The sequence below is a fragment of the Enterococcus sp. DIV1421a genome (genome assembly GCF_051711025.1).
Lineage (GTDB): Bacteria > Bacillota > Bacilli > Lactobacillales > Enterococcaceae > Enterococcus_B > Enterococcus_B hirae.
This window is the reverse complement of record NZ_JBIOLU010000001.1, coordinates 1266980-1289432: the sequence shown is the minus strand read 5'-3', so window position 1 is coordinate 1289432 and position 22453 is coordinate 1266980. Positions and strand designations below refer to the sequence as shown.

Here is a 22453-nt window from a genome sequence, read left to right as displayed (position 1 = left end):
ATAGAGATTATTTTACCAAATCCTCTCAAAAAAAGTTTAAGACTACTTCTTGCGATTCACATCCATCAATCGCTATCCTTTACTTATTTCTTATACTTATCCATATAAAAAAAGCACCAAAGCTAGTTATTTCCACTAACTTTGATACTTTCTTTTATAACTTCATTTGGTTTAATGAATGGAACCCATCAATTTTTTGATTGGTTCTTTGATCATAAACAATACAACTGCTCCAACGATTGCTACGACACCGACAATCCCGAAATAAGCAGATTCAGTACCTGGTGTATAGAAACGCGCGATTTGTGCATTGATCGCTTGTGAAGAAGCATCTGCCAAGAACCAGATAGCAATGGTTTGTGATTCAAAAGCTTTAGGTGCTAATTTTGTTGTCGCAGACAAGCCAACTGGTGATAAGCATAATTCAGCGATTACGACAATGAAGAAGCTGCCGATCAACCACATTGGACTTACTTTACTATCTGTGCCATAAAGCATGCCTGGTAACATCATTAATAAGAAAGATAACCCAGCAAATAATAATCCTAGTGAGAATTTCACTACTGTTGATGGTTGTCGTTTTCCTAATCTCGTCCACAATGTAACAAATACTGGTGTCAAGACGAAGATGAAAATCGGATTCAATGATTGGTACCAACTAGCTGGAATATTCATACCGAACAATGTTGATTGTGTCCGTTCTTGTGCAAACAGAGCCAAGATGGAAGATCCTTGTTCTTGTAACGACCAGAAAATGATCGCTGCTAAAAATAATGGGATATACGCCCATACTTTTGGTTTTTCCTCTGCTGTAACATTTTTAGCTGTTAACATTTTAACAAAATAGTATAACGGTAAAAGAATACCTAAAACACTAATTGAATTGACAAAGAAATCAATGGTTAAATGTCCAGTGACTTGTGCGCCACCAAAGATTGCTACAATCACAACTAAAGCAATGACTAAGTTACGAATGAATTTTTTACGCTCTGCTGCTGTTAATGGGTTAGGAGCAACTGTTCCTATACCATCCAACGTTTTACGTCCTTGGATCACGTATTGTAACAGTCCAAAGAACATTCCGATTGCAGCTAATGAGAAGCCAAGATGGTAGTTGTATTCCTGTCCGATCGTTCCTACGATGATCGGTGCTAGCATCGCACCTAAGTTGATCCCCATATAAAAAATAGAGAAGCCGGCATCTCGTCTTAAATCAGTTTTTGAATAAAGATGTCCAACCATTCCGGAAACATTTGGTTTCAAAAAGGCTGTCCCAAAGATAATCAAAGCCATTGAGACGAATAAAGTGGAAACACCAAATGGCAATGCTAAGACGATATGTCCAAGCATAATAAATATTCCACCGAAGAAAACAGTTCTTTTTGCACCTAGTACACGGTCTGAAACCCAACCACCGATGATACTAGACATATAAATCAGTGAACCATAAATTGACATAATTGCTAATGCTGTTGCGGTAGGTAATCCAAGTCCACCGTTTGCTACAGTATCGTACATGTAGTAAAGCAACAGCGCACGCATACCATAATAACTAAATCGTTCCCACATCTCTGTGAAGAACAATGTTGACAACCCCTTCGGCTGACCGAAGAAGCCCTTGTCTTGTTGATTTTCCATAATCCATACCCCAATTCTTTAAATTTTCAGAAAATACTATAAATATTCACTGAAAAATTTAACTAAAAAACTTATTTAAGAAATATATACTTATTTTCTATAAAAACGAATAAAATTTAATGGGAAAACGATAATAAAAAATAAACAGATATTTAATAATTATATATTGCTATTTTAAAATGATCGAGTTTTACTTAGTTTAACAACAATGGAAACGTTAACTAAAATAACCTCTATTATTTTAATATTCATTAAAAAATTTACTTATTTTTTGTGAGCATATTATTTCACTTACTTTTTGTAAGGTGATATACTTCGTATGTACTCATAAAATATGCAGATCGCAACTAAAGGAGATTTTACCATGACAACATTTACAACAACTTTGCAAAACCGTCGTTCTATCTATGATTTAGGACGTAACGTAACACTATCAAATGAAGAATTAACAGCTTTGATCAAAGAAGCAATCAAAGAAAGTCCAACTGCATTTAATGCACAATCAACACGAGCAGTCATTCTTTTTGGAGATGCTCACGAAAAATTATGGGAAATGACCGAAGAAGCTCTTCGCCCATTGACACCTGCTGAAGCTTTTCCAAATACGCAAAATAAATTAGCGGGCTTCAAAAAAGGCTATGGAACAGTCTTGTTCTTTAAAGATACAGATATCATCAAAAATCTCCAAGAACAATTTACATTATATGCTGACAACTTCCCAGATTGGTCAGAACAATCAAATGGGATTGCTACAGCAAATACATGGGTAGCCTTAACAGAACAAGGTTTAGGAGCTAACTTGCAACATTACAATCCAGTAATTGACGAAGCTGTCGCTAAAGAATGGAACATCCCATCTAATTGGAAACTACGTTCTCAATTAGTGTTTGGCTCACCAGAAACACCAGCTGGAGAAAAAGAATATATGAACGACGAAGATCGTTTCCGTGTATTTAACTAAAACCTCTATGTAATAACCAACTTTTAGCCCAATACTTTAATGGTTGTGAATAGCGTGCTTTAACTTGAACAATAAGTGCACATTTTTAAAATAGCTTTTCAACTCCTTAAAAGTGTCTGCTTATGGTTTAATGTTCACTCTGTGATACCATTTCTGTCTATATTAAACTACTAAAGATAAAGAGCTCGGGGCGAAGGTCGCCCTGAGCTCTTTATCAATTTTCTTTTATCCTACCTTTAACCAGAAGGACTTGTTACATTAATTACATAAAAATCTTAAAATAGTCTATTCATGCGTTCTATTAGACTTGCCTATTAATAAATTCTATCAAATTTCACTAAAAAATTTAGAGATACCTTTAATGATCTAAAAAATTAGATACTAGAAGAGACTGGGACAAAAGTTGTCTCAGTCTCTTCTAGTATCTCTAAAACGAATAAAATGAGTTTTTGTGTTCCTTGTCAATTTTCGGAAATTCCTTCTTATTTCTGGATACTAAACACTTTTGTCTCAACCTCTTCCTGATGGCTTTGTTACGACTATCATCTTTTTCTATTATTTTGAATGAATTAATTTATAACAAGCATATAAGTTTTTCAACACCCAGGTTTTATTTTCGTAAACGAGATATTTTGCAGCCCACTGAGGCTTGTATTTTTCTTTGTATTTCCTTAACCCTTTGAATGAATACAAATACTGAGTATTATTATAGACGCTGTAAATAAACGTATTCTCTAAATTAATTGTGTTTTTATAAGTAGAAGAGAACGGAGCCATTCCTAAATTGAATTTTTGATAACCTTGTTCCTTAGCCCATAGGATGGAATATAAATAAAGAGCATCCATCATTGCCACTTCTTCACTGATAGACCAACGGATCAAGTCGACTGAAATGGTCTCATTAGTATAAGTTGGCATCATGGAAACAAAGCCAACAATTTTTTGTTCTTGATTTCTTATAATACCAACTGCTGCACAATTTAAATATTCCTTCTCAAATCGTCCGACAGAAAAAGTCATCTCATTTTTTGACCTTAACCATTGATCAGATACTTCTTTCAATTCTGACAACAGTTCACGATCATGGGATAACTGTGATGTTGGTGAAAATTCCGAAGAAATTGAGCCCACGCTTTCTGATGACTCTGAAACAATTGTCGGTTCGATGATTTCAAACGTATACCCTAGTTTTTCCATTTGGTTTAATGTTGCTCTAAACCCTCTCTTCTTCTTCCCTGATAGTGAAAACTCAGATAAATCAATGACTGCTTCTTCTCCTAACTTGAAAAATTCGCAATTTAGATCATTATAAAAACTAAGGTACTGTGTGGAAGCTTGATAAAAAACAATTCGTTTGCCTAATTGATTCGCTTTAGACACCAAAGTTTTCAAAAAAGGAAAAATGGCTTCTTGTTTACCAACTGGATCACCTAAAATAAAGAGATAATGGTTATTTTCTTGATAAATCACTGCAACATCTTCCCACCACGCTACTCGGTTTTCCTTTAAAAAACCTAAATGAGCTAAGTGATTTCCACCATTTTGTTCTAAGAAATTTCGATATTCAGCATCATCTAATAGCTTTAAATCAAGCTTTAATGATTTCCTTTTTCTTCTTCGGTGTATAACTGACCAAAGCCCAGAAAGTAAAAGCAATAATAGTGTCGTTCCACTCAGAATAAAGAATGATTGTCTAGGCAATATCGGAAAAATTTCAGTTAGACTATCAAATACATAGAGACACGCTAAAGTCCAAATCAATTTTTCTAAAACACTTTGTTTGATGACTTCGACCTCTAACCATCTCCTATAAAATAGAGTATCTACAAATAATACCGTTGTTAATAAGAGGGCTGTCAAACTTTGGTCTTCCCAAAAAAGATAAAACTGACAAAGTGCTAATAACATCAGTTTGAAACGCAACATTTTCCAAGTATCGATCGCCCCTTTATAAATCCCTACGACATCTGTCAGTAATAAAATGCTCAGACATACGTAAATTGGCGCAATAAAAAAAGCCGACTTCATTCCCATATATGCATATTCAAAAAATAAAATGCATGAATCAAATAAAAATGTTAATGAACAAAATAGAAAAATGGCTGTGCTGAGCGTTCTTCCAATTTGCTTCATCTGTGCTTGCGTAATCGAAAATACTACTGTCGTAAATTCCTTCGTAAGAATCGTAAATTGATTATTGCTGATTTTTTGACTAATCAGCATTTGAACTTCACTCACACTGAACAATAAACCAAACAATAGTGGAATGAAGTAATACGCTAAACGATACAGAATCAGCGCCATCAATACTGCTTCTTTATCTATCTGCAGCTCCTGTGTAGCGCCTAAAAGGAAAATGACATCAAACGCACCAAAACCACCTGGTACCATACTAATAATTCCAGCAATCGTTGCTAAAATAAAAATACTTTCCATATCAACGAATTGAACCTGCAAGTTAAGAAAACGAAACGCGACGTACATCACAATACCAGAAGTGAGATAATCAATCGTTGATACGATCGTGAATTGTAAACCTAACCATCTCGCAGCTGGAAGTGGCGGTTTGATACTAATGTAGCCGATATATAGAGGCAACAAACAAGCACTGACAATTAAACCAATCTTGATCGTATCATTTCCCTCTAATAAATGACTTTCTGGAAAAACATTTAGCAGCACCATTGCAGATAATACGCCCACACCAGAAATAGATGAGATCAATAATAGCGAAATCGCTTTTTTTAGTTGGTTTACTCTGCTTTGGTCAATATAGTTTTTATAGAAATTATAACGTACGCTGGCACCAAAAATTCCACCAAATCCCAAAACTGCATTGAATGAATTGGCAATCCAGCTGATTTTTAATAGTTTTATTTTAGAAATTTTCATCGTCTTCAGTTTTCGGATCAATGCAAAGTCGTAGAGACAAAGAATGAAAATGCCTAAAGCACCTACTAAAAACAAACTGAAAATTTTTAAGATAGATTCATTACTAATTGTTTGTAACACTTTGCTTAACCTAATGGTAGAAAGTTCACTATTTATTTTTAAAACAGAGATCGAAAAAATGAATAGTGAGAATATAATTTTGAAAAAATTGAGTTTCATCCTCTTCATTAAAATTAAAAGTCCTTTCATTATAATAGAGCTAATATATATCAAATTAGTGAAACAATTTTTTTAATGTTATTATAAAAGTGATCGCAACGATTCAAAAATAAATAAACAAACTCTTTCTCATACGAAGAATCATTTTGAAATGCTGTATAATCTAGCGTCTGCAAGGCAAAGAAAAAAGAGACCGAGCTAATACTAGCCTCAGTCTCTTATTATATATGCGACTCCGAAATAGGTTCATCCCATATATCGCTCACTATCGTTCTTTGTTCTTATTCTAAAGTAACTTACTCTTGATCAGAATCAATCATAATATCAATTTCGGCATCATCATTTAAATGCTGTGCTAAAAAAGTGACCAACTCTTCCATTGATACAGAAAATTTCAGCATGGGTCCACGCCAACCGTTACGAAAGAAATTCATTTTTATGATGGAAGATCCTTCCGGTTGATACAAAACGATTTTATTGATCTCAGAAAAAGGAACACCTTTTTTATCAAAGCTATTTAGAACAAGCCCATCTTCTGTTATACCACGACTATCTAGCAAAAAGCTGATGAAAATTAGCGCTGACAAGACCCCTTTTGCCAATTCATCTGCAGTTGGTTGACTAATCAGCGTAAACCAAAGAACTAAGATAGCCAGAAAAGGCACGACTAAGTAAACCCAGCGATTTCTAACCGTTCGATAGACGATTTCTCGACGTACCAACCATAAAAACAAACACATAACAAAGACAAATAAAAATAATAGTAAAGTAAATATACTAATCATCTAACTACACCTCTTTTCTCTTTCCAAATACTCGAAAAAGAAATAAAAATTACAAGCAAAAGGACATACAGTACCGATTTCGTTACTGTACGTCCAAAATCATTTCTTCTTATTCAAATGTTTCGTATTTTGCAACAACCATACTTGCTTTTTCTTCTAATAACTCTTGATCTTCCATTGCGCATTGAGCAACTTTGACTACGGCACAATTCGTCATTTTTGAAACAACTTCTCCGATAACTGCTTTTGTAAACCCAATCGGTTTACATGAATATTGCTCTCCTAAATTAATCATTTCTTCCGTCATCAAAATCCTCCTAAACTACCAAGCTCTTTTATAAGGTAACTGTTTTTTTCAAACAGTAATTGCTCTTTCAAATAAACATCATCTAAAAACATTTGTTATTTGACCTGCGATTTATTTCGACCTTACTGGCATTATAGCGTACTGTTTTCGTTTTCACAATTAAAAACTATCAATAAATCGAAACATTTTTTTCAATTTAAAAAAAATTATTCGGCTATTGATCCTGTGATTTTTCAGGACTTTTGTCTTCTTATTTTAAATTTGGAAAACAACATGTCAAATTTTTTATTTTATTTTTAAAAAAAAGCATTATAATATGTAAATATCAGAAAAAAGGGGAATTATTATGAAAAGATTCATTGGTAAAAAAATATTATTCGTGGCAGTCCTATTATTCGTTATTTTTTCTGCCACCACTTATTTTCACCATTCACACAATGTTGAAAAGGATACTGAAAAAGTGAGTAGTTATGCTAAAAAACAAGTTTTACTTGATGTCCCCTTGGAAAGCCAATTCACCGAGCCAGCGTTAGGAAATGGCTGTGAAGTTACTTCACTGTCCATGCTGCTTTCTTATTATGGTTACGAGACTTCTAAAAACCAGTTAGCTCAACAATTGAATTACGTCCCTGTTTTTAATGCTGATGGTACACATGGCGATCCTAATGAAGGGTTTGTTGGGGATATCAGCGGTGGAGATTGGGCAATGGGCGTCTATGTCCCGCCTATCGCTTCGTTGGCACAGACAATCGTAAAAACAGATTATCATACTCTTCCAAAAACCGATGCAACAATCAATGACATTAAGAAAGCTTTACAACAAGGAAAGCCTGTGTGGGCCTCCGTTACTTTAGATTTCCAAGTGCCTACTGATACTGATTTCGTTACTTGGCAAACAAACAATGGGCAAGTAAAAGTGACACCATTAAACCATGCCTGTGTAGTTACTGGTTATGACAATGACAATATTTATGTAAATGATCCTTATGGAGAAAAAAATAGACCCGTAGCAATCGAAGATTTTGAGGCAATTTTCACCTCAATGGGTGGTCAAATGTTGACTTTAGAGAAAAGCTAGTATTTTCATAAAAAATACATTATACTCTAGCTAAATATGATGGAAAGGATTGAGGGAAATGGAAAAAATTCATAAAAGAATAGATCCTAATGAAATTCCGATCATTTTCGTTCGTGATGTAAATGGTCATACACCAACCAAAGTTTCCGTCAAGGAATGGACGGATCGCTATAGCCCAGTTTCACTCAATGAGTTACAGATCAAACTTTATCGTCAATCATTAGCCTATTATTCTGAGAAAGATTATGCAAAAGCGATTGATTTATTGAAATTTTTAATCTCACAAACAAACTACACACATTTTGAATACATCGAACGTTTGGCAACGATCTATCGAATCATCGATGCTCCACTAAAAGAATTTCAGTTACTTTCTAATACATTATCAATTGCCAATTTGATCCCACTTCCATCTGGTTTAATCAAGAAGTTAGAAAGACGAATGATCACTGTCAAAAAAAAGCTGGATAAAGAGTAATCTCTTGCATTTTCTTTGTGTCGTGCTATGATCAAATTGTTCGATTGGGATGTAGCCAAACTGGTAAGGCACTTGACTCTGAATCAAGCAATTGCAGGTTCGAACCCTACCATCCCAATAAAAAAACCAATCAGAAATTCAGTTTTCTGATTGGTTTTTTTATATCTTCTTTAAGTTTACATAATAAAATTATAATTATCCAATGATAGCTAATGCTTTTTTAGGTACTTCTTTTTTGTCAACTTCTTCATATGACTCGACGTGAGCGCCCTTATTAATAATCTTTAAATAATGTCCTTCTTTTAAAATAGATAAACCTGTAAATTCAATCGTTCGTTCATGTCCCTTTTGATCGGCAGCTTTTTGGATATAAGTCGCTGTTCCATAGGAGTTGACTTCATCTGGTTTTTTCGTCTTGACGTATACCTCTCCTTTTGTTACCAACGGATTTAACTGGTCTACCACACCTGCCATCTCATCGTGGGCGTTTTGCGTATAAAACTTCAAGCCAACTAATGCGACTCCTGCAAATAATACCGTTCCAATAACTACTTTTACTACTTTCATTTTTCTACCTCCTATTTTTATTTCATTATATCCATAAAAATAAACGGCTTCATCCGCCTCTAGTTGGAGATTTTTCTCCTACTTTGGCACAAAAGCTTTTGCTCACCCTTGTTCTAAATAATGCTCAATATTAAAAAACGCTCAAAACGGCTAAAACCATTTCAAGCGTTTTTTTTAATAATAAAATCATGAGCAACAATTTTGCCATATGATTAATTTCTTGTAATTAATACAGCCTAGTTGGATCATAATGATAAACTACATTCCCGTTCAATAATGCCTTACCTACGACATATTTACGATTCTCTAATTTTAGCCACGCTTCACGAAAAAGCATGACCTCTTCTCTTTTGACCTCAATTTTTTCAATTTTTCCGTCAATCAATTCTTGGATAAGTGCTTCGTATGGATTCATTGTTCTCCTCCGTCACAATCAATACGTAGTAAAAATTGGTTCATGATCTACTTTTGTATCTAGGTCTGTTCTGACATTTACCGTTGTATATAAAACTTTTTCAACAGGTATACTATAATAATTGTCTTCGCTACTGCTGAATTGGTGTACACCTTTTTTCGTCAGAATACCATTGATTTTATTCATCAGTACTCTTTTTTCTACACTATTACTGACCACATAGTAAATCACACGTATATTGTTTACTAAATGTAAATCGACTTCTAACATTACTTGATCCATGAAAATTTCATCCTTTCTTTCGGATCAATTATAGCAAGAAACTTCTTGTTAATCAAAAACCTTTGTATGTCCTTCTTGGTTATCAATTAAAGAAATACTTGCATCATTTGATACAAAATGTTATTTTGTATCAGATATCATTATTATTCTGGGAGGCACTCTCGTGATTGCGATTGGTCAGCTTGTTTTTTACATTCCATTTTTCATCATGCTAAGTATTCTTTTCTATTACATAAATTGGACAAAAAAGAAACTATCTGTTTTACTTGTTTCTCTTCCAAGCATCTATTTTACTTATCAAATCTTTTCTTTCCGCCATTGGGAAATCCCTTCTGTCTTAATTAGACATGTCATTAGTTTAGTTATTTCAGTCATTATACTTATACTTTGGATATTTTATTTATTAAATAAACAAGATTAGTGTGTGTATAGATTGTGAATAAACGAACAAAAAATGAGTGTGAAAAAAGTGAGCAACCACTTTTTCACACTCATTTTTGATCATTCATTTACACCAAAGAAAGATTTGAACCGTTCAAGGATTGACGCTTGTTTTAAATCAATAAACTGTTGGGCAACAGAAAATTTGTCCTCTAGCAATTCTTTATTTGATTCAATCAAAATTTTTGCTTCTTCGTACTTCTTTTCTTTACATAGTTGTTTGACTTCATTCAATACATCACCAGCACTCATCTTTTCACCTACTTCAGTTATTAGGAACCTGTTGATATAAAAGGTTGTCTCAATGTTGAATGTTTACGATTCTTTCACACAATGAACTTTCTTCCGCAGCACATAAGCTATTCTTTTTGATCACTTGACGTGATAAATCGGATCGACTCTTGGTACTCCCGATAGTCTCTACTATAAAGATCTGTTAATTGATCTGGCAAAACGAACCAAGCTGGATGGTACCCATTTACAGTGACAGGAAATCCTTTCTCTTGCAGACTATCACCATCCCAGCGTAAGGCAATCGCTGTTTTGCCTGACCATTTCACTAAAGCAACAGAATAACCTTTTTTCGTCTGCGTACCATCTTCTAAAATTTTGAGGATTTCAATTTTTTCTCTAGGAGCTGTAACCTCTTGTGGACGTACCATTCTTTCCCCTCCTTATTTGACCACTAACACACTGCAGGGCGCATGAGTAACAACGTAAGAAGCTGTAGAGCCGACTAAAGCTTGTTGGATTGCTCCTTTACCAGTAGCCCCCATGACAATCAAATCGATCGCTTCTTGTTGTGGAAACACCGTCCCAATCAAGTTACGTGGGTCACCCGTTTCAACAATAGCATGGATGTCATTGATCCCATATTCTTTCGCATCATGGATCTTTTTTAACATTTCGACTTCTATCTTCTGTTTTTCTTCTGCATAGATTTTTGAAAATGCGTAGGCGCTATGTGTCAACTCTACTTTATTGATGATCGAAACGATAAATAATTCGGCTTCATTATCTTTCGCTAAATCTAGCGCTTCCAAAAAAGCTTGTTCTGATTGCTTAGACCCATCGACAGCTACCATTATTTTTTGATATCTCTTACTCATGTTATCGCCTCCTTGTTTCTATTATTGTAACATCACATGCTAAATTTAAAAAAAATTACGCTGTTTTCAATTATTTCGTATTTATTTTCAAAAAATGTAGCTTTTTTTTACTTGTTTTTAGTGTTTATTTTTCTCATCAATTGTTCTTGTTAGTGGTTTATTTTAAACGTTTATGACGGTTTTCTCATTGTTTTTCACATTTTATGATAATCTGTTTGTTACAAAAAACGTATCTTTGTTACAAAGTGTCATAGAGCTTTTACCTATGAAATATTTTCTCATGGTAAAGTATTCCTCGTTGGACACAACAAAACTATTTTTAAATTTATGAAGGAGATCTTACATGAAATCACTTAAAACATTACTATTAGGAACAACTTTGACTGCCGGCGCACTATTCTTTATGGGAACATCTGCACATGCGGACGAAGCTTATACCGTTCAATCAGGTGATACGCTATCAACGATTTCTCAAAAATACGTTGGTGATAACTCCTTGATCCAAACTATTGCAGAAAAAAATTCAATCTCAAACATCAACTTGATTTATTCAGGTCAACAATTAACAATCCCAACAGGCGAACAAGCAGCAACAACACAAACAGCTTACCAAGCGCCTGCTCAAACAAAAACAGTGGCTGAACAACCAGTGAAGCAAGAACCAGTTCAACAAGCAGCACCTGCTCAACCAGTTGCTCAGGCAACGCAAACAGCGGCACAAGCAACACCAGCGACAACAAACACTAGCTCAGCGAAAGAATGGATCGCTCAAAAAGAATCTAGCGGTTCTTATACAGCAACAAACGGTCGTTACATCGGACGTTACCAATTAGATTCTTCTTACTTAAATGGTGACTATTCAGCAGCAAACCAAGAACGAGTTGCTGAACAATACGTATCTTCTCGTTATGGCTCATGGGAAGCAGCTAAATCTTTCTGGGAAGCAAACGGTTGGTACTAATATAAAATAGCTTGTTTAAAAAGCGAAGGTCCCTCTTTAGGATCTTCGCTTTTTTATTGATTCTATTCATTTATTTTTTTGAGATTGTTTTAACTTCTTGATTGCCCATTCGTAGTGACTGGAAGTTGCAGAAATGAAATAACTACCTAATGTGGTATTCCCCACCCATGCAAATTGCTTTTTCTGGAATAACTCTTCATTACTCAAGGCGTCTAATTTTTTCATTACTTGCTCATGGCTTTTTTTCAGATCGTTTTCAGCTTCCACTAAAGAAGTTGTTTGATGCTTTTCTACAAACTCTTCATTCATCTTCCCGTAGGTTCGCCAATTATACGGTTCAGGCAAGAAATTTCTTTCTTCTCCGTTAAAGTTGCTTTCAAGCCATCGTAACAATAGTTGATGCCATTCGTATAAATGGATCAATACATCTTTTAAGTCTTTGTCTCGTCGCCAATGTGCTTCCTTTTTTTTCGCCAAAAACTCTTCACTAAATTGAAAGGATTGCTTGCGATCTTCCTCACTCATACCGTTAATTAATTTCCATAAATCATCGAATTGGCTGTTTGCTTTTTCAAGCAATTCATCTTTTGATTTTGGTCGCATATGACACCCCACTCTTTTTTGCTAAATCACCTGCTCACCACAAGGGATTTCAAAATGATTTGTAGTAACTTTTATGTGTACATTATTTTGTGTTACGAGCAACAAAAGCAAAACGATGCTGCAAATTATAAATCGTACCATGTCGTTTCAACTCTTCATAAAGTCCCAATAACTCTTTGAAATTTTTCTCAACTGTAAATCCTGGGTACTCCCATTCAATCGTCCGTACATAAAAGATCAAACTATCCATATCAAAGAATTGTTGATTCAAATAGGCTTCGTCACAAAACAAAAGATCAAAATGGTGCTGTTCTAGTTCTGCTTTCACTAAGGAAAGATGAAAATCAAAACATTCTTTCCTTACTTCTGGCATCAAACGAGAAGCCAAATTCAACCCGTTGAAATCTCCTACTTGTTGAGAAATAAATAACCCATCTGGTTTCAAGACACGCTTCACTTCAGCTACTGCAAAAGATTCATGAGAATTGATCACTAGATCAAATGAATCATCTGGAAAATCCAATACGTCCTCTTCCCCCACAAATTTTACTGTTACACCTTGAGGGTCAAGTGTTTGTAATAATAGCTGGTAATTAGGCGGATACCCTTCCGTTACTGCTGTCTGTTCATAAGGATGGTTAAATGTTTGTAACAATTCACCTCCACCTGTTCCCATATCTAATAGAGACATAGTTGGAGTTAAATAATTTAAAACAAGCTCTCGGTAATCCCACGGAGGCTCTTCACACGACCATTTCCCATCTAAATAGGAAAAATCCCAGCCAGTAAAATTTTTCTGTTGTTCCTCACTTTTAAGCCACTCTTTTTTTAATTGGTCCATCATCTTTTATCGCTCCAGTCATTATGATTTTATAATCGTTGACGGCGATATAGTCGATTGGATAAAGCATACTCGATATAGGTCTATCCATTCCACTATATCGAGTAGCTACCTCGTTGTTTTCTCATGTTCATTCTCCTTTTGATTGACTTAAAAACAGTATATCATGAAAACCAGAAACAGAAAACGCTTACTAAAAAACTGTTTTGTGCGTTTGCTTAGATTGTTAGATAATTTGGAAGCTATAAATTTTTTGATTTTTAACAACCTCTTTCGCAATTATTTTCCTATACTGTACAATCTTTCAGTACATCAACTATCCGAATATTTTACATAGAAAAAAACTCTTCTATCAGCATTTACTAAAAGCTGTTAAAAGAGTTTAAGTTAGTGTATCAGCCAATAACTCATTATTGATTCAAGATATCCTTCGCTTTCATTTTTTCCATTTCTTTTATTGTCTTTTTTTTCTTTGATTCTTTTCCGCCTTCATAAATACAGATCAATGTAATCAAACCAACAATAGGCATTAATATATTTCTAAATGTTAGATTTAAATGACCTGTCAAAACGATAAAAACAACTAAACCACTGAAAATCACTGGTAAGATCGCTCCCATATATTTATTCCCTATATAACCACTTAGGGTTTGAAACCCAATAATACCTGCAATAAATAAAAATTGTATTATATTATTCATCTATACTCTCCCTATGTTTTTTTATAATTTCTTTTGCTACGTCTAAACTTATTTTTTCGTTAATCACGAGTTGCATCATTGATACTTCAAAAGAATCTTCTTGCTTTATATCAAAAAGTTTTATTTTTTCAATTAATCTATCTAACCTTAATCTTACTGTTGGGTAACTAACTTCATACTCTTTTGCTAACTGCTTTAAGGAACCTGATGCCAACAAAAATTTCTTAATAAATACTTGTTCCTCAGGTTCTAAATTAAAAAACCATTCCATTCATTAACCTCCCAACAAAATATAAATATAATTAAACAAAGCTTAACATTGTTAAAAATAAAACACAACTTAATTTATTAAGTATGATTTATAAAGCATTTCGAGATGCGATTTGAATAGAAAAAGAGAAAGAGATAAAAGTCGTTATCATTTATTCATATTTTGACAATTTTACTTCATCCAGCATCAATTTTTACAAAACAAAAACTCCTTTATCAACTTTTTCTAAAAGTTGATAAAGGAGTTTAAAAGTTGTTTACTCGTTGAATATGAAATCTGTGTCAAAATTATCTGATACCAAGTGCAATCCGTGCATAACGACTCATCTTATCCGTCGTCCAGGCTGGATACCAAACTAGTTTGACTTCTGCCTTGGTTACTTCTGGCACTTCTTTTAAGGCGTCGTGGATGGATTCAGTTAGGATATCAGCTAATGGGCAACCCATGGTTGTTAAGGTCATTTTAATGACTGTTTCTCCGTTTTCTGGATCAAATTCGATTTCATAGATCAAGCCTAGGTTGACGATATCGATTCCTAGTTCAGGGTCGATGACCATTTCTAAGGCAGCTAAGATTCGTTCCTTGATTTCATTGACTTCTTCTGCAGACCATTTTTGGTTTGCTTCGCTCATCTTGCAGCACTCCTTCATGCAATTTTCATTTATCATACTCTTTTTTTGCTCATTTGTAAATGAGAATCGAGAGGTTCTATTCTCATTTAGCAGGTTGAAAACAGAAAATTCTTCTGACTTATTTAAATCAATTATTGTTTTTTAGTTTTTGAAGGAGTTTTCTTTATTTCGGGAAAGACACCCGTAGAACGGTAAAGATTTTGTTCGCTTTCATTCGCAAAACGGCCAAATACCGAATGCGTTGGTAAAATATTGATAAAAGCATCTTCGTCGATTTCATGGACGATTTGATCTAAATCATACATTTCATAACGAGTGATCACCATCATGATCGTTTTACCTTCTTTTTTAGAATAGCCACCGATTGATGGTAAGAGGGTCATTCCTCGAACCATATTTTGAGCGATCGCTGCGGTCACTTCATCTGGTTTGACCGTCACAATCATGGCGGTCACTTTTTGATGACTCGTATGAATCGCATCAATCACTTGGGTCATGGCATAGATAGAGATAATCGTATAGAGCGCACTCTCCCAGTTAAAAAGAAAGCCCGCAATCACCACGATCAAACCATTTAACATCAACATATAATTTCCAACGGTTTTCCCTGTAGTTTGTGAAAGGACTAAAGAAATAATATCCATTCCTCCAGTTGTAAACCCCATTTTAAGTGAGATCCCTACACCAACACCTAACAAAACACCGCCGACTAAGGCATTCATTAAAATATTGTCCGTCACCTGCCCAGTGGGAAGTAAGGTAGTTGCTACCGATACGGCTACTACATTGACAAAACTTAAAATCGTTGCTCGTCTGCCTACTTTCAAGAACCCTAGAATAAAGACAGGGATATTCAAAATAAAGATAAAGGCACCTGTGTCCACTTTTACGTGGAGCCAGTCAGATAATAACGAGGCAATGATTTGGGCAATCCCATTCATCCCTGCGGAAAAGACGTTTGCTGGAATCAAAAAATAATTTAAGGCAACCGCTGCGGTCAATCCGGTGACTAAGATAACCACAATCTTTTTTAATATTTCATTTCTTTGATACACTGTCATAATCTTACTCACAAGCACCTCTTCCTTTCAAAGTTATTCCAATTGTAAGAATAACAGGTTATGAATTAAATTAAAATACTTGAATCATAAATGAGAATAATTTTAGTAAAGCTTCAACACAATCATTTGACTATGATACAATAAAATAAAAACAAATCAGGAGGATCACTATGGCAAAAGATGCAAGTTTTGACATTGTTTCAGAGGTCACAATCGAAGAAGTCAGAAATGCGATCCAGCAAACAATAAAAGAATTAACCAACCGTTTTGATTTTAAAGATTCGACTATTGATATCAAATTTGATAACAATAAATTAACCATTCTCAGTGACGATGATTTCAAGATCGAACAAATCAAAGATGTCTTGTTCAGTAAATTAAACAAACGAAATGTTCCAATCAAAAATATCCATTTCTCTGAATCAGAGCATGCCCTTGGAGGAAAAGCACGCCAATCCGCTGAACTTATCAATGGCATTGATCGGGAAAATGCCAAGAAAATCACAACTGAGATCAAAAATTCAAAGATTAAAGTAAAAACCCAGATTCAAGAAGATCAAATTCGTGTAACTGGAAAAAACCGTGATGACCTTCAAGCGGTGATTGCTTTATTGCGAAAATTAGATCTGCCAATCGAACTTCAGTTTACTAACTATCGTTAACAGATAGCTTTACTTGTCAGACAATGAAACAATTGATCAAATACGCGCTTGAACAGATAAGACACCTGAATCTACCAGTCGTTTGTGGTGGATTCAGGTGTTTTTAATTTTAAACTACTAGCGCTAGAGTAATTTCACATCTCTAATGATTTACTTTTGTGCCAAAAATCGGTGATTTCTTTTGTGAGTTCAGAAAGGTTTCTGACAGTGGTCGCTGACTGCCAATGTCTTGGAAACAATTGGCGATAATCCAACCGAGTAAAACGCTGATCTGCTAACAAAACGATTCCCTGATCACTGGCATCTCTAATGACACGCCCCGCTGCTTGTAAGACTTTATTCATACCAGGTAATTGGTACGCATAAGCAAATCCCAGCTGATCTTTTTCGTCATAATATTCTTTGATCAACTCCTGCTCATGGTTCATTTGTGGTAACCCAACGCCAACGATCATACTGCCAATTAATCGGGTTCCTTTTAAATCGATCCCTTCTGAAAAGATTCCGCCTAACACACAAAAAGCTAGTAAGGTTTCGTCTGGATCAATTTGAAATTGCTTCAAAAATGTTTCTCTCTCAGTTTCACTCATCATGGTATCTTGAATCAGCACCTTAACATCTGGATATTTTTCCTGAAAGGCTGTTACTGCCTGATCCAAATATTGGTAAGAGGGGAAAAATATCAAGTAATTCCCGATTTTTTCTTTTGTAAAATGTTGGATTGTTTCAATTAATCGAGGCATGTTCTCTTCTCGTTTACGATAGGTTGTTTCTAAATAATTTGTGATCAGCACTTTTTGGTTTTCTTCTGGAAAAGGACTTGGCAAGCGATAAGCTAAGCTCTCTTTTCCTCCTAGCGTTTCTTGGTAATAAGACAATGGCGAAAAACTAGCGGAAAATAAGATACTACTTCTCCCCTTAGCTAAAGATTGTTCTAAAAAACCACTAGGATCGATGCAAAATGCTTTGATGATGAAATCTTGATAAGTTTTCTCTACAGTTGTTTCATAATGATCATCGTAAAATTCACTGATTTTCAAAAAGTGAAGTAAGTCAAAATAAAAGGGGAGTAACGTCTCTTGAATGGCATGTTCAGGATACTCTGACAACCACTCTTGGATATGCTCACTCAATTGATAACCAGCATTAACCAATGTGTCCGCGGGTGCTTTTTGATGGTGGTAGGTCCACCCATCTTCATTTGAAATTTCCTGGATCTGATCGAACGCTTTGAGTAACTTATTAAAACGTCGTCTTAGCTTTTTAAATTCTTTTGGAATGAGTGCATAGACGTTTCTAGCGCTTCGATATGAAAGTTTTGCGGAGTACATCTCTCGGGAACGACTGACCAAATTATGGGCTTCATCAATCAGAAAAAGATGATCCTCATTTTTTTCGCCTTCAAAAAAACGTCGTAAATAAACAGTCGGATCAAACAAATAATTATAATCCCCAATAATCACATCACACCATAAACTCACATCTAGCGACAACTCAAAAGGACATAACGTATGTTTCTTCGCATAGGTTTCAATAACTTCTCTGGTGATTTGATTTTCATGATTCAATAAATCCCATAATCCTTCATTGATTCGATTGTAATAACCGTTGGCATACGGACATTGATCTGGATTACATGTTGTTTCGTCTAAAAAACAAATCTTATCTTTGGCTGTCAAAGTCACACTTTTGGTCTCAGCACCCACATCTTTTAACGCCTCCAAAGCATCTTCAGCGACTTGTCTCGTGATTGTTTTAGCCGTTAAATAAAAAATGCGTTCTCCCTCTTCTTCCCCTATTGCTTTCAAAGCGGGGAACAGTGTAGAAACTGTTTTTCCAGTTCCTGTCGGTGCTTCGACGAATAATTTTTGTTTTGTACGAATCGTTTTATAGGCAGCGACTGCTAACTCTCTTTGACCTTTACGGTAGTTGTCATAGGGGAATTTCAAAGCCATCAAAGAAGCATTTCGAACGGTACGCCAATTCTCTTGAAAAATCAGCCATTCTTTATAGTCATCTGTAAGTTTTTTAAAAAACTCATTTAATTGTTCGATGGTTTGATGCTCAACTTTTCGGGTAATGATTCCTTCAGTAGTTTGATAATAAGTTAGTTGCAAATTGATTTCTTTTAAATCATGTTCATGACAATAAATATAAGCATAGGTTCTTGCTTGATGGAAAAATAATTCAATTTGTTCTTTTTCTAAGTCTTCATACCTCGGTTCCGAAGTTTTTATTTCATCAATATAATAGATGCCTTCTTTTTGGAACACGCCGTCTGCTCGCCCTTCTATGATTAGCTGGTATTCCTCGAAGTGGACAGTCGTCTTTAAAAAGACTTCTTTTTCATAGTCTTCTCCAGCATCTTTTTGAAGCTTCCGATGGATCTTGGCACCTTCCAGTGCGGTATGGTTACTTTTTTTACGATTGTCGATACTGCCACGCCTTAAGATAAATTCAACAAGGTTACGTACCGATATTTTTGATTGCTTCACCACTCCCACTCCTTTGACTATAAGCTTACCTGAAAAAGAAAAGAATCGCAAAATACTAAAATCAAGCTTATCAATTTGCCGATTTATACGCCTCAACAGATGAAAGTATTACAGCTATTTAGTCACTTCTTCCTTTCACAAGTAGGATCACAAAGCTATAGATTTGTTTACATTATTCAGATATCTCTCTCCCTTTACATTCATCATCGTTCACTTGAAAGTAAAGTAAAACATCCGAAAATAGCTTTTTGCATTTTCGGATGCTTCCCTTTGTTTTTCAGAGTTGGACATCACTGTCGCAAGCTCGAATAGGATATAGAATTAGGATTTTTGGATGAGCTCACTCTAACACCAACTTATTAAAAAGAAGTGAGAATTTTCTGGCCTCTTGTTTAAAATCTCTCAATACTTTTATTTTACATCTTGTCATTGAAATAAGTGGTTCATTTAGGAAGCAAGAAAACTCGGCTACAAAAAAACATGACTCAGCTCTACTATAATAAATTAATTCAATTAATTCATTTATTATTCATACAATTCGATTTAGATTCACCGTGGACCATTCCTCAAGTAGGGTCTTTTGTTTCATCTTATCAATTGAGTTATACTAGAATTAAGTAAGCGATCAGGAGGAACTCTTTATGCATATTGAACAAATCAAAACTGGGATAATCGAAGAAAATTGTTATTTGGTTTATAACGATGAAGCGCTACTGATTATTGATCCTGGTGAAGATGCAGCAAAAATCAAAACGCAAATCGAAAAAACGCAACAACAACCCGTAGCGATTTTACTAACACATACCCACTATGACCATATCGGAGCCGTCGAAGAACTTCGTCAGTTTTATCAGATCCCTGTATATGTTAGTCCATTAGAACAAAGTTGGTTAGGCGATCCGATATTAAATCTTTCTGGTTTGGGAAGACATGATGACATTGCGAATATCATTGTTTCACCTGCTGAATATGAATTTGAAATGAAACCCTATCGTCTAGGGAATATGACATTTCGGGTCGTCCCTACACCTGGTCATTCGATTGGAAGTGTCAGCTTTATCTTTGATGATTTCGTCGTATCAGGTGATGCACTATTTAAAGGCAGTATCGGTCGAACCGATCTATATACTGGGAATCTGGAGCAGCTGCTACACAGTATTCAAACCCAGTTGTTTGTGTTGCCAGATGAATTTGCCGTTTATCCTGGGCATGGAGATGCTACGACCATTGAACATGAAAAAAGAACCAACCCTTTCTTTAATGCTTAACTAACAAATCGATTGGAGGCTGTAAATATGACTAAAACCACTCTTTACATCGTCAGACACGGAAAAACGATGTTCAATACGATTGAACGTGTCCAAGGTTGGTGTGACACACCACTCACCAAACAAGGCCAAGAAGGAATCCACTATCTTGGAAAAGGATTGAAAGACGTTGATTTTTCTTTTGCTTATTCTAGCGATAGTGGTCGTGCTATTGAAACGGCACGTATCATCCTCAGTGAACATGCCAAAGGAAAAGATATCCCTTACTTTATCGATCAAAGGATTCGTGAATGGTGTTTTGGCTCCTTAGAAGGTGGCTATGACATGGAAATGTGGGGAGTTATCCCCCGAGTATTAAACTTCAAAACTTATGATGAGATGTTCACGACGGACGTAACTTTTGAACAAATTGCTAATGCTATTTATAACCTGGATACCGCTGGCTGGGCTGAGACCTACGATACTTTAAAAAATCGTGTATGGTCAGGATTTGAAGACATTGCGCACCATTGCGAAAAAAATGGTGGTGGCAACGTCCTAGTTGTTTCTCATGGGTTGACGATTGGCTTTTTACTCAGTCTAATTGACGTACATCAACCTGTTCGAGCAGGCTTATTAAATGGCAGCGTGACAAAAGTGACGTATGAAAAAGGCAATTTTTCAATTGAAGGAATCAACGATACTAGTTACATTGAGCAGGGAAAAAAACACTCGCGGGATTCTTTCTTATAATCGTTCTGTTATCAAACACTGGTTTGCGAGTACTCACTTGAGTACTCGCTTTCTTATGCCCTCTTTCTATTTCTCAAGTTTTTCTTAACATCAAGAAAGCATTTGGTTTTCATTAGAAAGAACGGTATACTTAATACTGTATTTTATTTGGGAAGGAAGGTCCGTATGTTTTTTGCAAATATCATCAAAGCAGCTATCTTAGGAATTATCGAAGGGATTACCGAGTGGTTGCCGATCAGTAGTACTGGTCACTTGATCCTAGCAGATCAGTTCATCAAGCTAGATGCTAGCACACAGTTTATGTCGATGTTCAACGTCGTTATTCAATTAGGTGCTATTTTAGCAGTCGTCGTTTTATATTTTCATAAATTAAATCCCTTTTCTCCAAGCAAAACCACTATTGAGAAAAAAGATACTTGGACATTATGGTTCAAAGTCGTAGTCGCTTGTATTCCAGCAATTATTATTGGATTACCTTTAGATGATTGGTTAGAAGAACATTTTCATAAATTTCTACCAGTTGCGATCGTCTTAATCGTTTATGGGATTGCATTCATTGTTGTGGAAAAAAGAAACAAGACAAAAACACCACGTTGGACAACCTTAAACGATTTTACTTATCAAGCGGCGTTACTGGTTGGATTATTCCAAGTATTAGCGTTAGTTCCTGGAACTTCTCGTTCAGGAGCTACGATCCTCGGAGCCATTTTGATTGGTGCTTCTCGATTTGTAGCAACAGAATTTTCATTTTTCCTTGGTATCCCAGTGATGTTTGGTGCCAGTGGTTTAAAAATCGTGAAGTATCTAGCTGAAGGAAACTCCTTTAAAATGGAAGAAACGATTATTTTACTCGTTGGAACCCTCGTATCATTTATTGTCTCCGTTTTAGCCATCAAATTCTTGTTAAGTTATTTGAAGAAAAACGACTTTACAATTTTTGGTTGGTATCGGATCATTTTAGGGGTCATTTTGATTGGTTACTGGTTTATCGCAATGTAACTGAATAAAACGAATTCAAAGCACCGTATGATTACGGTGCTTTTTTATATTTATT

General features: G+C 35.2%; 26 protein-coding genes and 1 tRNA gene. 10 read left to right on the top strand and 17 right to left on the bottom strand.

All coding sequences use genetic code 11. The features are described 5' to 3' along the window. Positions 1–171: 171 nt before the first annotated feature. Positions 172–1638 (bottom strand): peptide MFS transporter, encoded by a 1467-nt coding sequence (locus IGK21_RS05970; RefSeq protein WP_010719307.1) that lies wholly within the window; start codon positions 1636–1638, stop codon positions 172–174. A gap of 364 nt (positions 1639–2002) precedes the next feature. Here IGK21_RS05970 and IGK21_RS05965 point away from each other — a divergent pair, with 364 nt between their 5' ends. Next, positions 2003–2599: a nitroreductase family protein gene (locus IGK21_RS05965; protein ID WP_010719308.1), complete on the top strand. Its 597-nt coding sequence runs from the start codon at positions 2003–2005 to the stop codon at positions 2597–2599. A 555-nt stretch (positions 2600–3154) separates the two neighbouring features. Here IGK21_RS05965 and IGK21_RS05960 read toward each other — a convergent pair. From IGK21_RS05960 to IGK21_RS05950, 3 genes are all read right to left on the bottom strand, one after another. Then, complete coding sequence (locus IGK21_RS05960; RefSeq protein WP_252703133.1) at positions 3155–5611, bottom strand: phosphatidylglycerol lysyltransferase domain-containing protein; 2457 nt, start codon at positions 5609–5611, stop codon at positions 3155–3157. 395 nt (positions 5612–6006) lie between these two features. Continuing rightward, the gene (locus IGK21_RS05955; RefSeq protein WP_010719310.1) at positions 6007–6495 is read right to left on the bottom strand and encodes a hypothetical protein; all 489 of its coding nucleotides are present in this window, start codon (positions 6493–6495) and stop codon (positions 6007–6009) included. Between the two features lie 109 nt (positions 6496–6604). After that, entirely contained in the window at positions 6605–6802 is a 198-nt protein-coding gene (locus tag IGK21_RS05950; protein WP_010719311.1) for a hypothetical protein, read from the bottom strand. A gap of 346 nt (positions 6803–7148) precedes the next feature. On the opposite strand from IGK21_RS05950, the gene IGK21_RS05945 reads away from it, so the two are divergent. The 3 genes from IGK21_RS05945 to IGK21_RS05935 all read left to right on the top strand — a co-directional run bounded on the left by IGK21_RS05945 (position 7149) and on the right by IGK21_RS05935 (position 8476). Next, complete coding sequence (locus IGK21_RS05945) at positions 7149–7880, top strand: C39 family peptidase (RefSeq protein WP_181914949.1); 732 nt, start codon at positions 7149–7151, stop codon at positions 7878–7880. Between the two features lie 58 nt (positions 7881–7938). Further along, the gene (locus tag IGK21_RS05940) at positions 7939–8358 is read left to right on the top strand and encodes a hypothetical protein (RefSeq protein ID WP_181914948.1); all 420 of its coding nucleotides are present in this window, start codon (positions 7939–7941) and stop codon (positions 8356–8358) included. Positions 8359–8403: 45 nt separating this feature from the next. Beyond that, positions 8404–8476, top strand: a tRNA-Gln gene (locus IGK21_RS05935). A 77-nt stretch (positions 8477–8553) separates the two neighbouring features. Here IGK21_RS05935 and IGK21_RS05930 read toward each other — a convergent pair. The 3 genes from IGK21_RS05930 to IGK21_RS05920 all read right to left on the bottom strand — a co-directional run bounded on the left by IGK21_RS05930 (position 8554) and on the right by IGK21_RS05920 (position 9622). Next, positions 8554–8925, bottom strand: coding sequence for a YxeA family protein (locus IGK21_RS05930; RefSeq protein WP_178286337.1), 372 nt, complete (start codon positions 8923–8925; stop codon positions 8554–8556). Between the two features lie 226 nt (positions 8926–9151). Continuing rightward, the gene (locus IGK21_RS05925) at positions 9152–9340 is read right to left on the bottom strand and encodes a hypothetical protein (RefSeq protein ID WP_010719315.1); all 189 of its coding nucleotides are present in this window, start codon (positions 9338–9340) and stop codon (positions 9152–9154) included. Between the two features lie 18 nt (positions 9341–9358). Beyond that, the gene (locus IGK21_RS05920; RefSeq protein ID WP_010737474.1) at positions 9359–9622 is read right to left on the bottom strand and encodes a hypothetical protein; all 264 of its coding nucleotides are present in this window, start codon (positions 9620–9622) and stop codon (positions 9359–9361) included. A gap of 163 nt (positions 9623–9785) precedes the next feature. Between IGK21_RS05920 and IGK21_RS05915 the strand changes: the two genes are divergently transcribed. Beyond that, on the top strand, positions 9786–10043 hold the full coding sequence (locus tag IGK21_RS05915; protein WP_010719317.1) for a hypothetical protein: 258 nt from the start codon (positions 9786–9788) through the stop codon (positions 10041–10043). Between the two features lie 80 nt (positions 10044–10123). On the opposite strand, the gene IGK21_RS05910 is transcribed toward IGK21_RS05915, so the two are convergent. The 3 genes from IGK21_RS05910 to IGK21_RS05900 all read right to left on the bottom strand — a co-directional run bounded on the left by IGK21_RS05910 (position 10124) and on the right by IGK21_RS05900 (position 11172). Then, positions 10124–10315, bottom strand: coding sequence for a hypothetical protein (locus IGK21_RS05910; protein WP_010719318.1), 192 nt, complete (start codon positions 10313–10315; stop codon positions 10124–10126). Between the two features lie 107 nt (positions 10316–10422). Then, positions 10423–10725, bottom strand: coding sequence for a hypothetical protein (locus IGK21_RS05905; RefSeq protein ID WP_181914946.1), 303 nt, complete (start codon positions 10723–10725; stop codon positions 10423–10425). A gap of 12 nt (positions 10726–10737) precedes the next feature. Continuing rightward, entirely contained in the window at positions 10738–11172 is a 435-nt protein-coding gene (locus tag IGK21_RS05900; protein ID WP_010719320.1) for a universal stress protein, read from the bottom strand. A 343-nt stretch (positions 11173–11515) separates the two neighbouring features. Here IGK21_RS05900 and IGK21_RS05895 point away from each other — a divergent pair, with 343 nt between their 5' ends. Continuing rightward, on the top strand, positions 11516–12133 hold the full coding sequence (locus IGK21_RS05895) for a LysM peptidoglycan-binding domain-containing protein (protein WP_010737411.1): 618 nt from the start codon (positions 11516–11518) through the stop codon (positions 12131–12133). A gap of 66 nt (positions 12134–12199) precedes the next feature. Here the strand turns inward: IGK21_RS05895 and IGK21_RS05890 are convergent, their stop codons facing one another. The 6 genes from IGK21_RS05890 to IGK21_RS05865 all read right to left on the bottom strand — a co-directional run bounded on the left by IGK21_RS05890 (position 12200) and on the right by IGK21_RS05865 (position 16254). Further along, positions 12200–12736 (bottom strand): ClbS/DfsB family four-helix bundle protein, encoded by a 537-nt coding sequence (locus IGK21_RS05890; protein ID WP_181914945.1) that lies wholly within the window; start codon positions 12734–12736, stop codon positions 12200–12202. An 82-nt stretch (positions 12737–12818) separates the two neighbouring features. Further along, on the bottom strand, positions 12819–13580 hold the full coding sequence (locus IGK21_RS05885; RefSeq protein WP_010719323.1) for a class I SAM-dependent methyltransferase: 762 nt from the start codon (positions 13578–13580) through the stop codon (positions 12819–12821). 407 nt (positions 13581–13987) lie between these two features. Then, complete coding sequence (locus tag IGK21_RS05880; RefSeq protein ID WP_034700666.1) at positions 13988–14278, bottom strand: hypothetical protein; 291 nt, start codon at positions 14276–14278, stop codon at positions 13988–13990. After that, on the bottom strand, positions 14271–14549 hold the full coding sequence (locus IGK21_RS05875; protein WP_063627040.1) for a DUF2089 family protein: 279 nt from the start codon (positions 14547–14549) through the stop codon (positions 14271–14273). Before IGK21_RS05875 ends, IGK21_RS05880 begins: the two co-directional genes overlap by 8 nt. A gap of 287 nt (positions 14550–14836) precedes the next feature. Further along, the gene (locus tag IGK21_RS05870) at positions 14837–15181 is read right to left on the bottom strand and encodes a metal-sulfur cluster assembly factor (protein WP_010719329.1); all 345 of its coding nucleotides are present in this window, start codon (positions 15179–15181) and stop codon (positions 14837–14839) included. Between the two features lie 131 nt (positions 15182–15312). After that, on the bottom strand, positions 15313–16254 hold the full coding sequence (locus IGK21_RS05865; RefSeq protein WP_010737469.1) for a YitT family protein: 942 nt from the start codon (positions 16252–16254) through the stop codon (positions 15313–15315). A gap of 158 nt (positions 16255–16412) precedes the next feature. Here IGK21_RS05865 and IGK21_RS05860 point away from each other — a divergent pair, with 158 nt between their 5' ends. After that, positions 16413–16904, top strand: coding sequence for a YajQ family cyclic di-GMP-binding protein (locus IGK21_RS05860; protein ID WP_010719331.1), 492 nt, complete (start codon positions 16413–16415; stop codon positions 16902–16904). A 134-nt stretch (positions 16905–17038) separates the two neighbouring features. On the opposite strand, the gene IGK21_RS05855 is transcribed toward IGK21_RS05860, so the two are convergent. Beyond that, positions 17039–19402: an ATP-dependent DNA helicase gene (locus tag IGK21_RS05855; protein WP_181914944.1), complete on the bottom strand. Its 2364-nt coding sequence runs from the start codon at positions 19400–19402 to the stop codon at positions 17039–17041. Between the two features lie 638 nt (positions 19403–20040). Between IGK21_RS05855 and IGK21_RS05850 the strand changes: the two genes are divergently transcribed. The 3 genes from IGK21_RS05850 to IGK21_RS05840 all read left to right on the top strand — a co-directional run bounded on the left by IGK21_RS05850 (position 20041) and on the right by IGK21_RS05840 (position 22398). After that, entirely contained in the window at positions 20041–20667 is a 627-nt protein-coding gene (locus IGK21_RS05850; protein ID WP_181914943.1) for an MBL fold metallo-hydrolase, read from the top strand. A 27-nt stretch (positions 20668–20694) separates the two neighbouring features. Next, positions 20695–21399, top strand: a complete 705-nt coding sequence (locus tag IGK21_RS05845; protein WP_053766367.1) for a histidine phosphatase family protein — start codon at positions 20695–20697, stop codon at positions 21397–21399. 165 nt (positions 21400–21564) lie between these two features. Further along, the gene (locus tag IGK21_RS05840; RefSeq protein ID WP_053766368.1) at positions 21565–22398 is read left to right on the top strand and encodes an undecaprenyl-diphosphate phosphatase; all 834 of its coding nucleotides are present in this window, start codon (positions 21565–21567) and stop codon (positions 22396–22398) included. Positions 22399–22453: the final 55 nt, after the last annotated feature.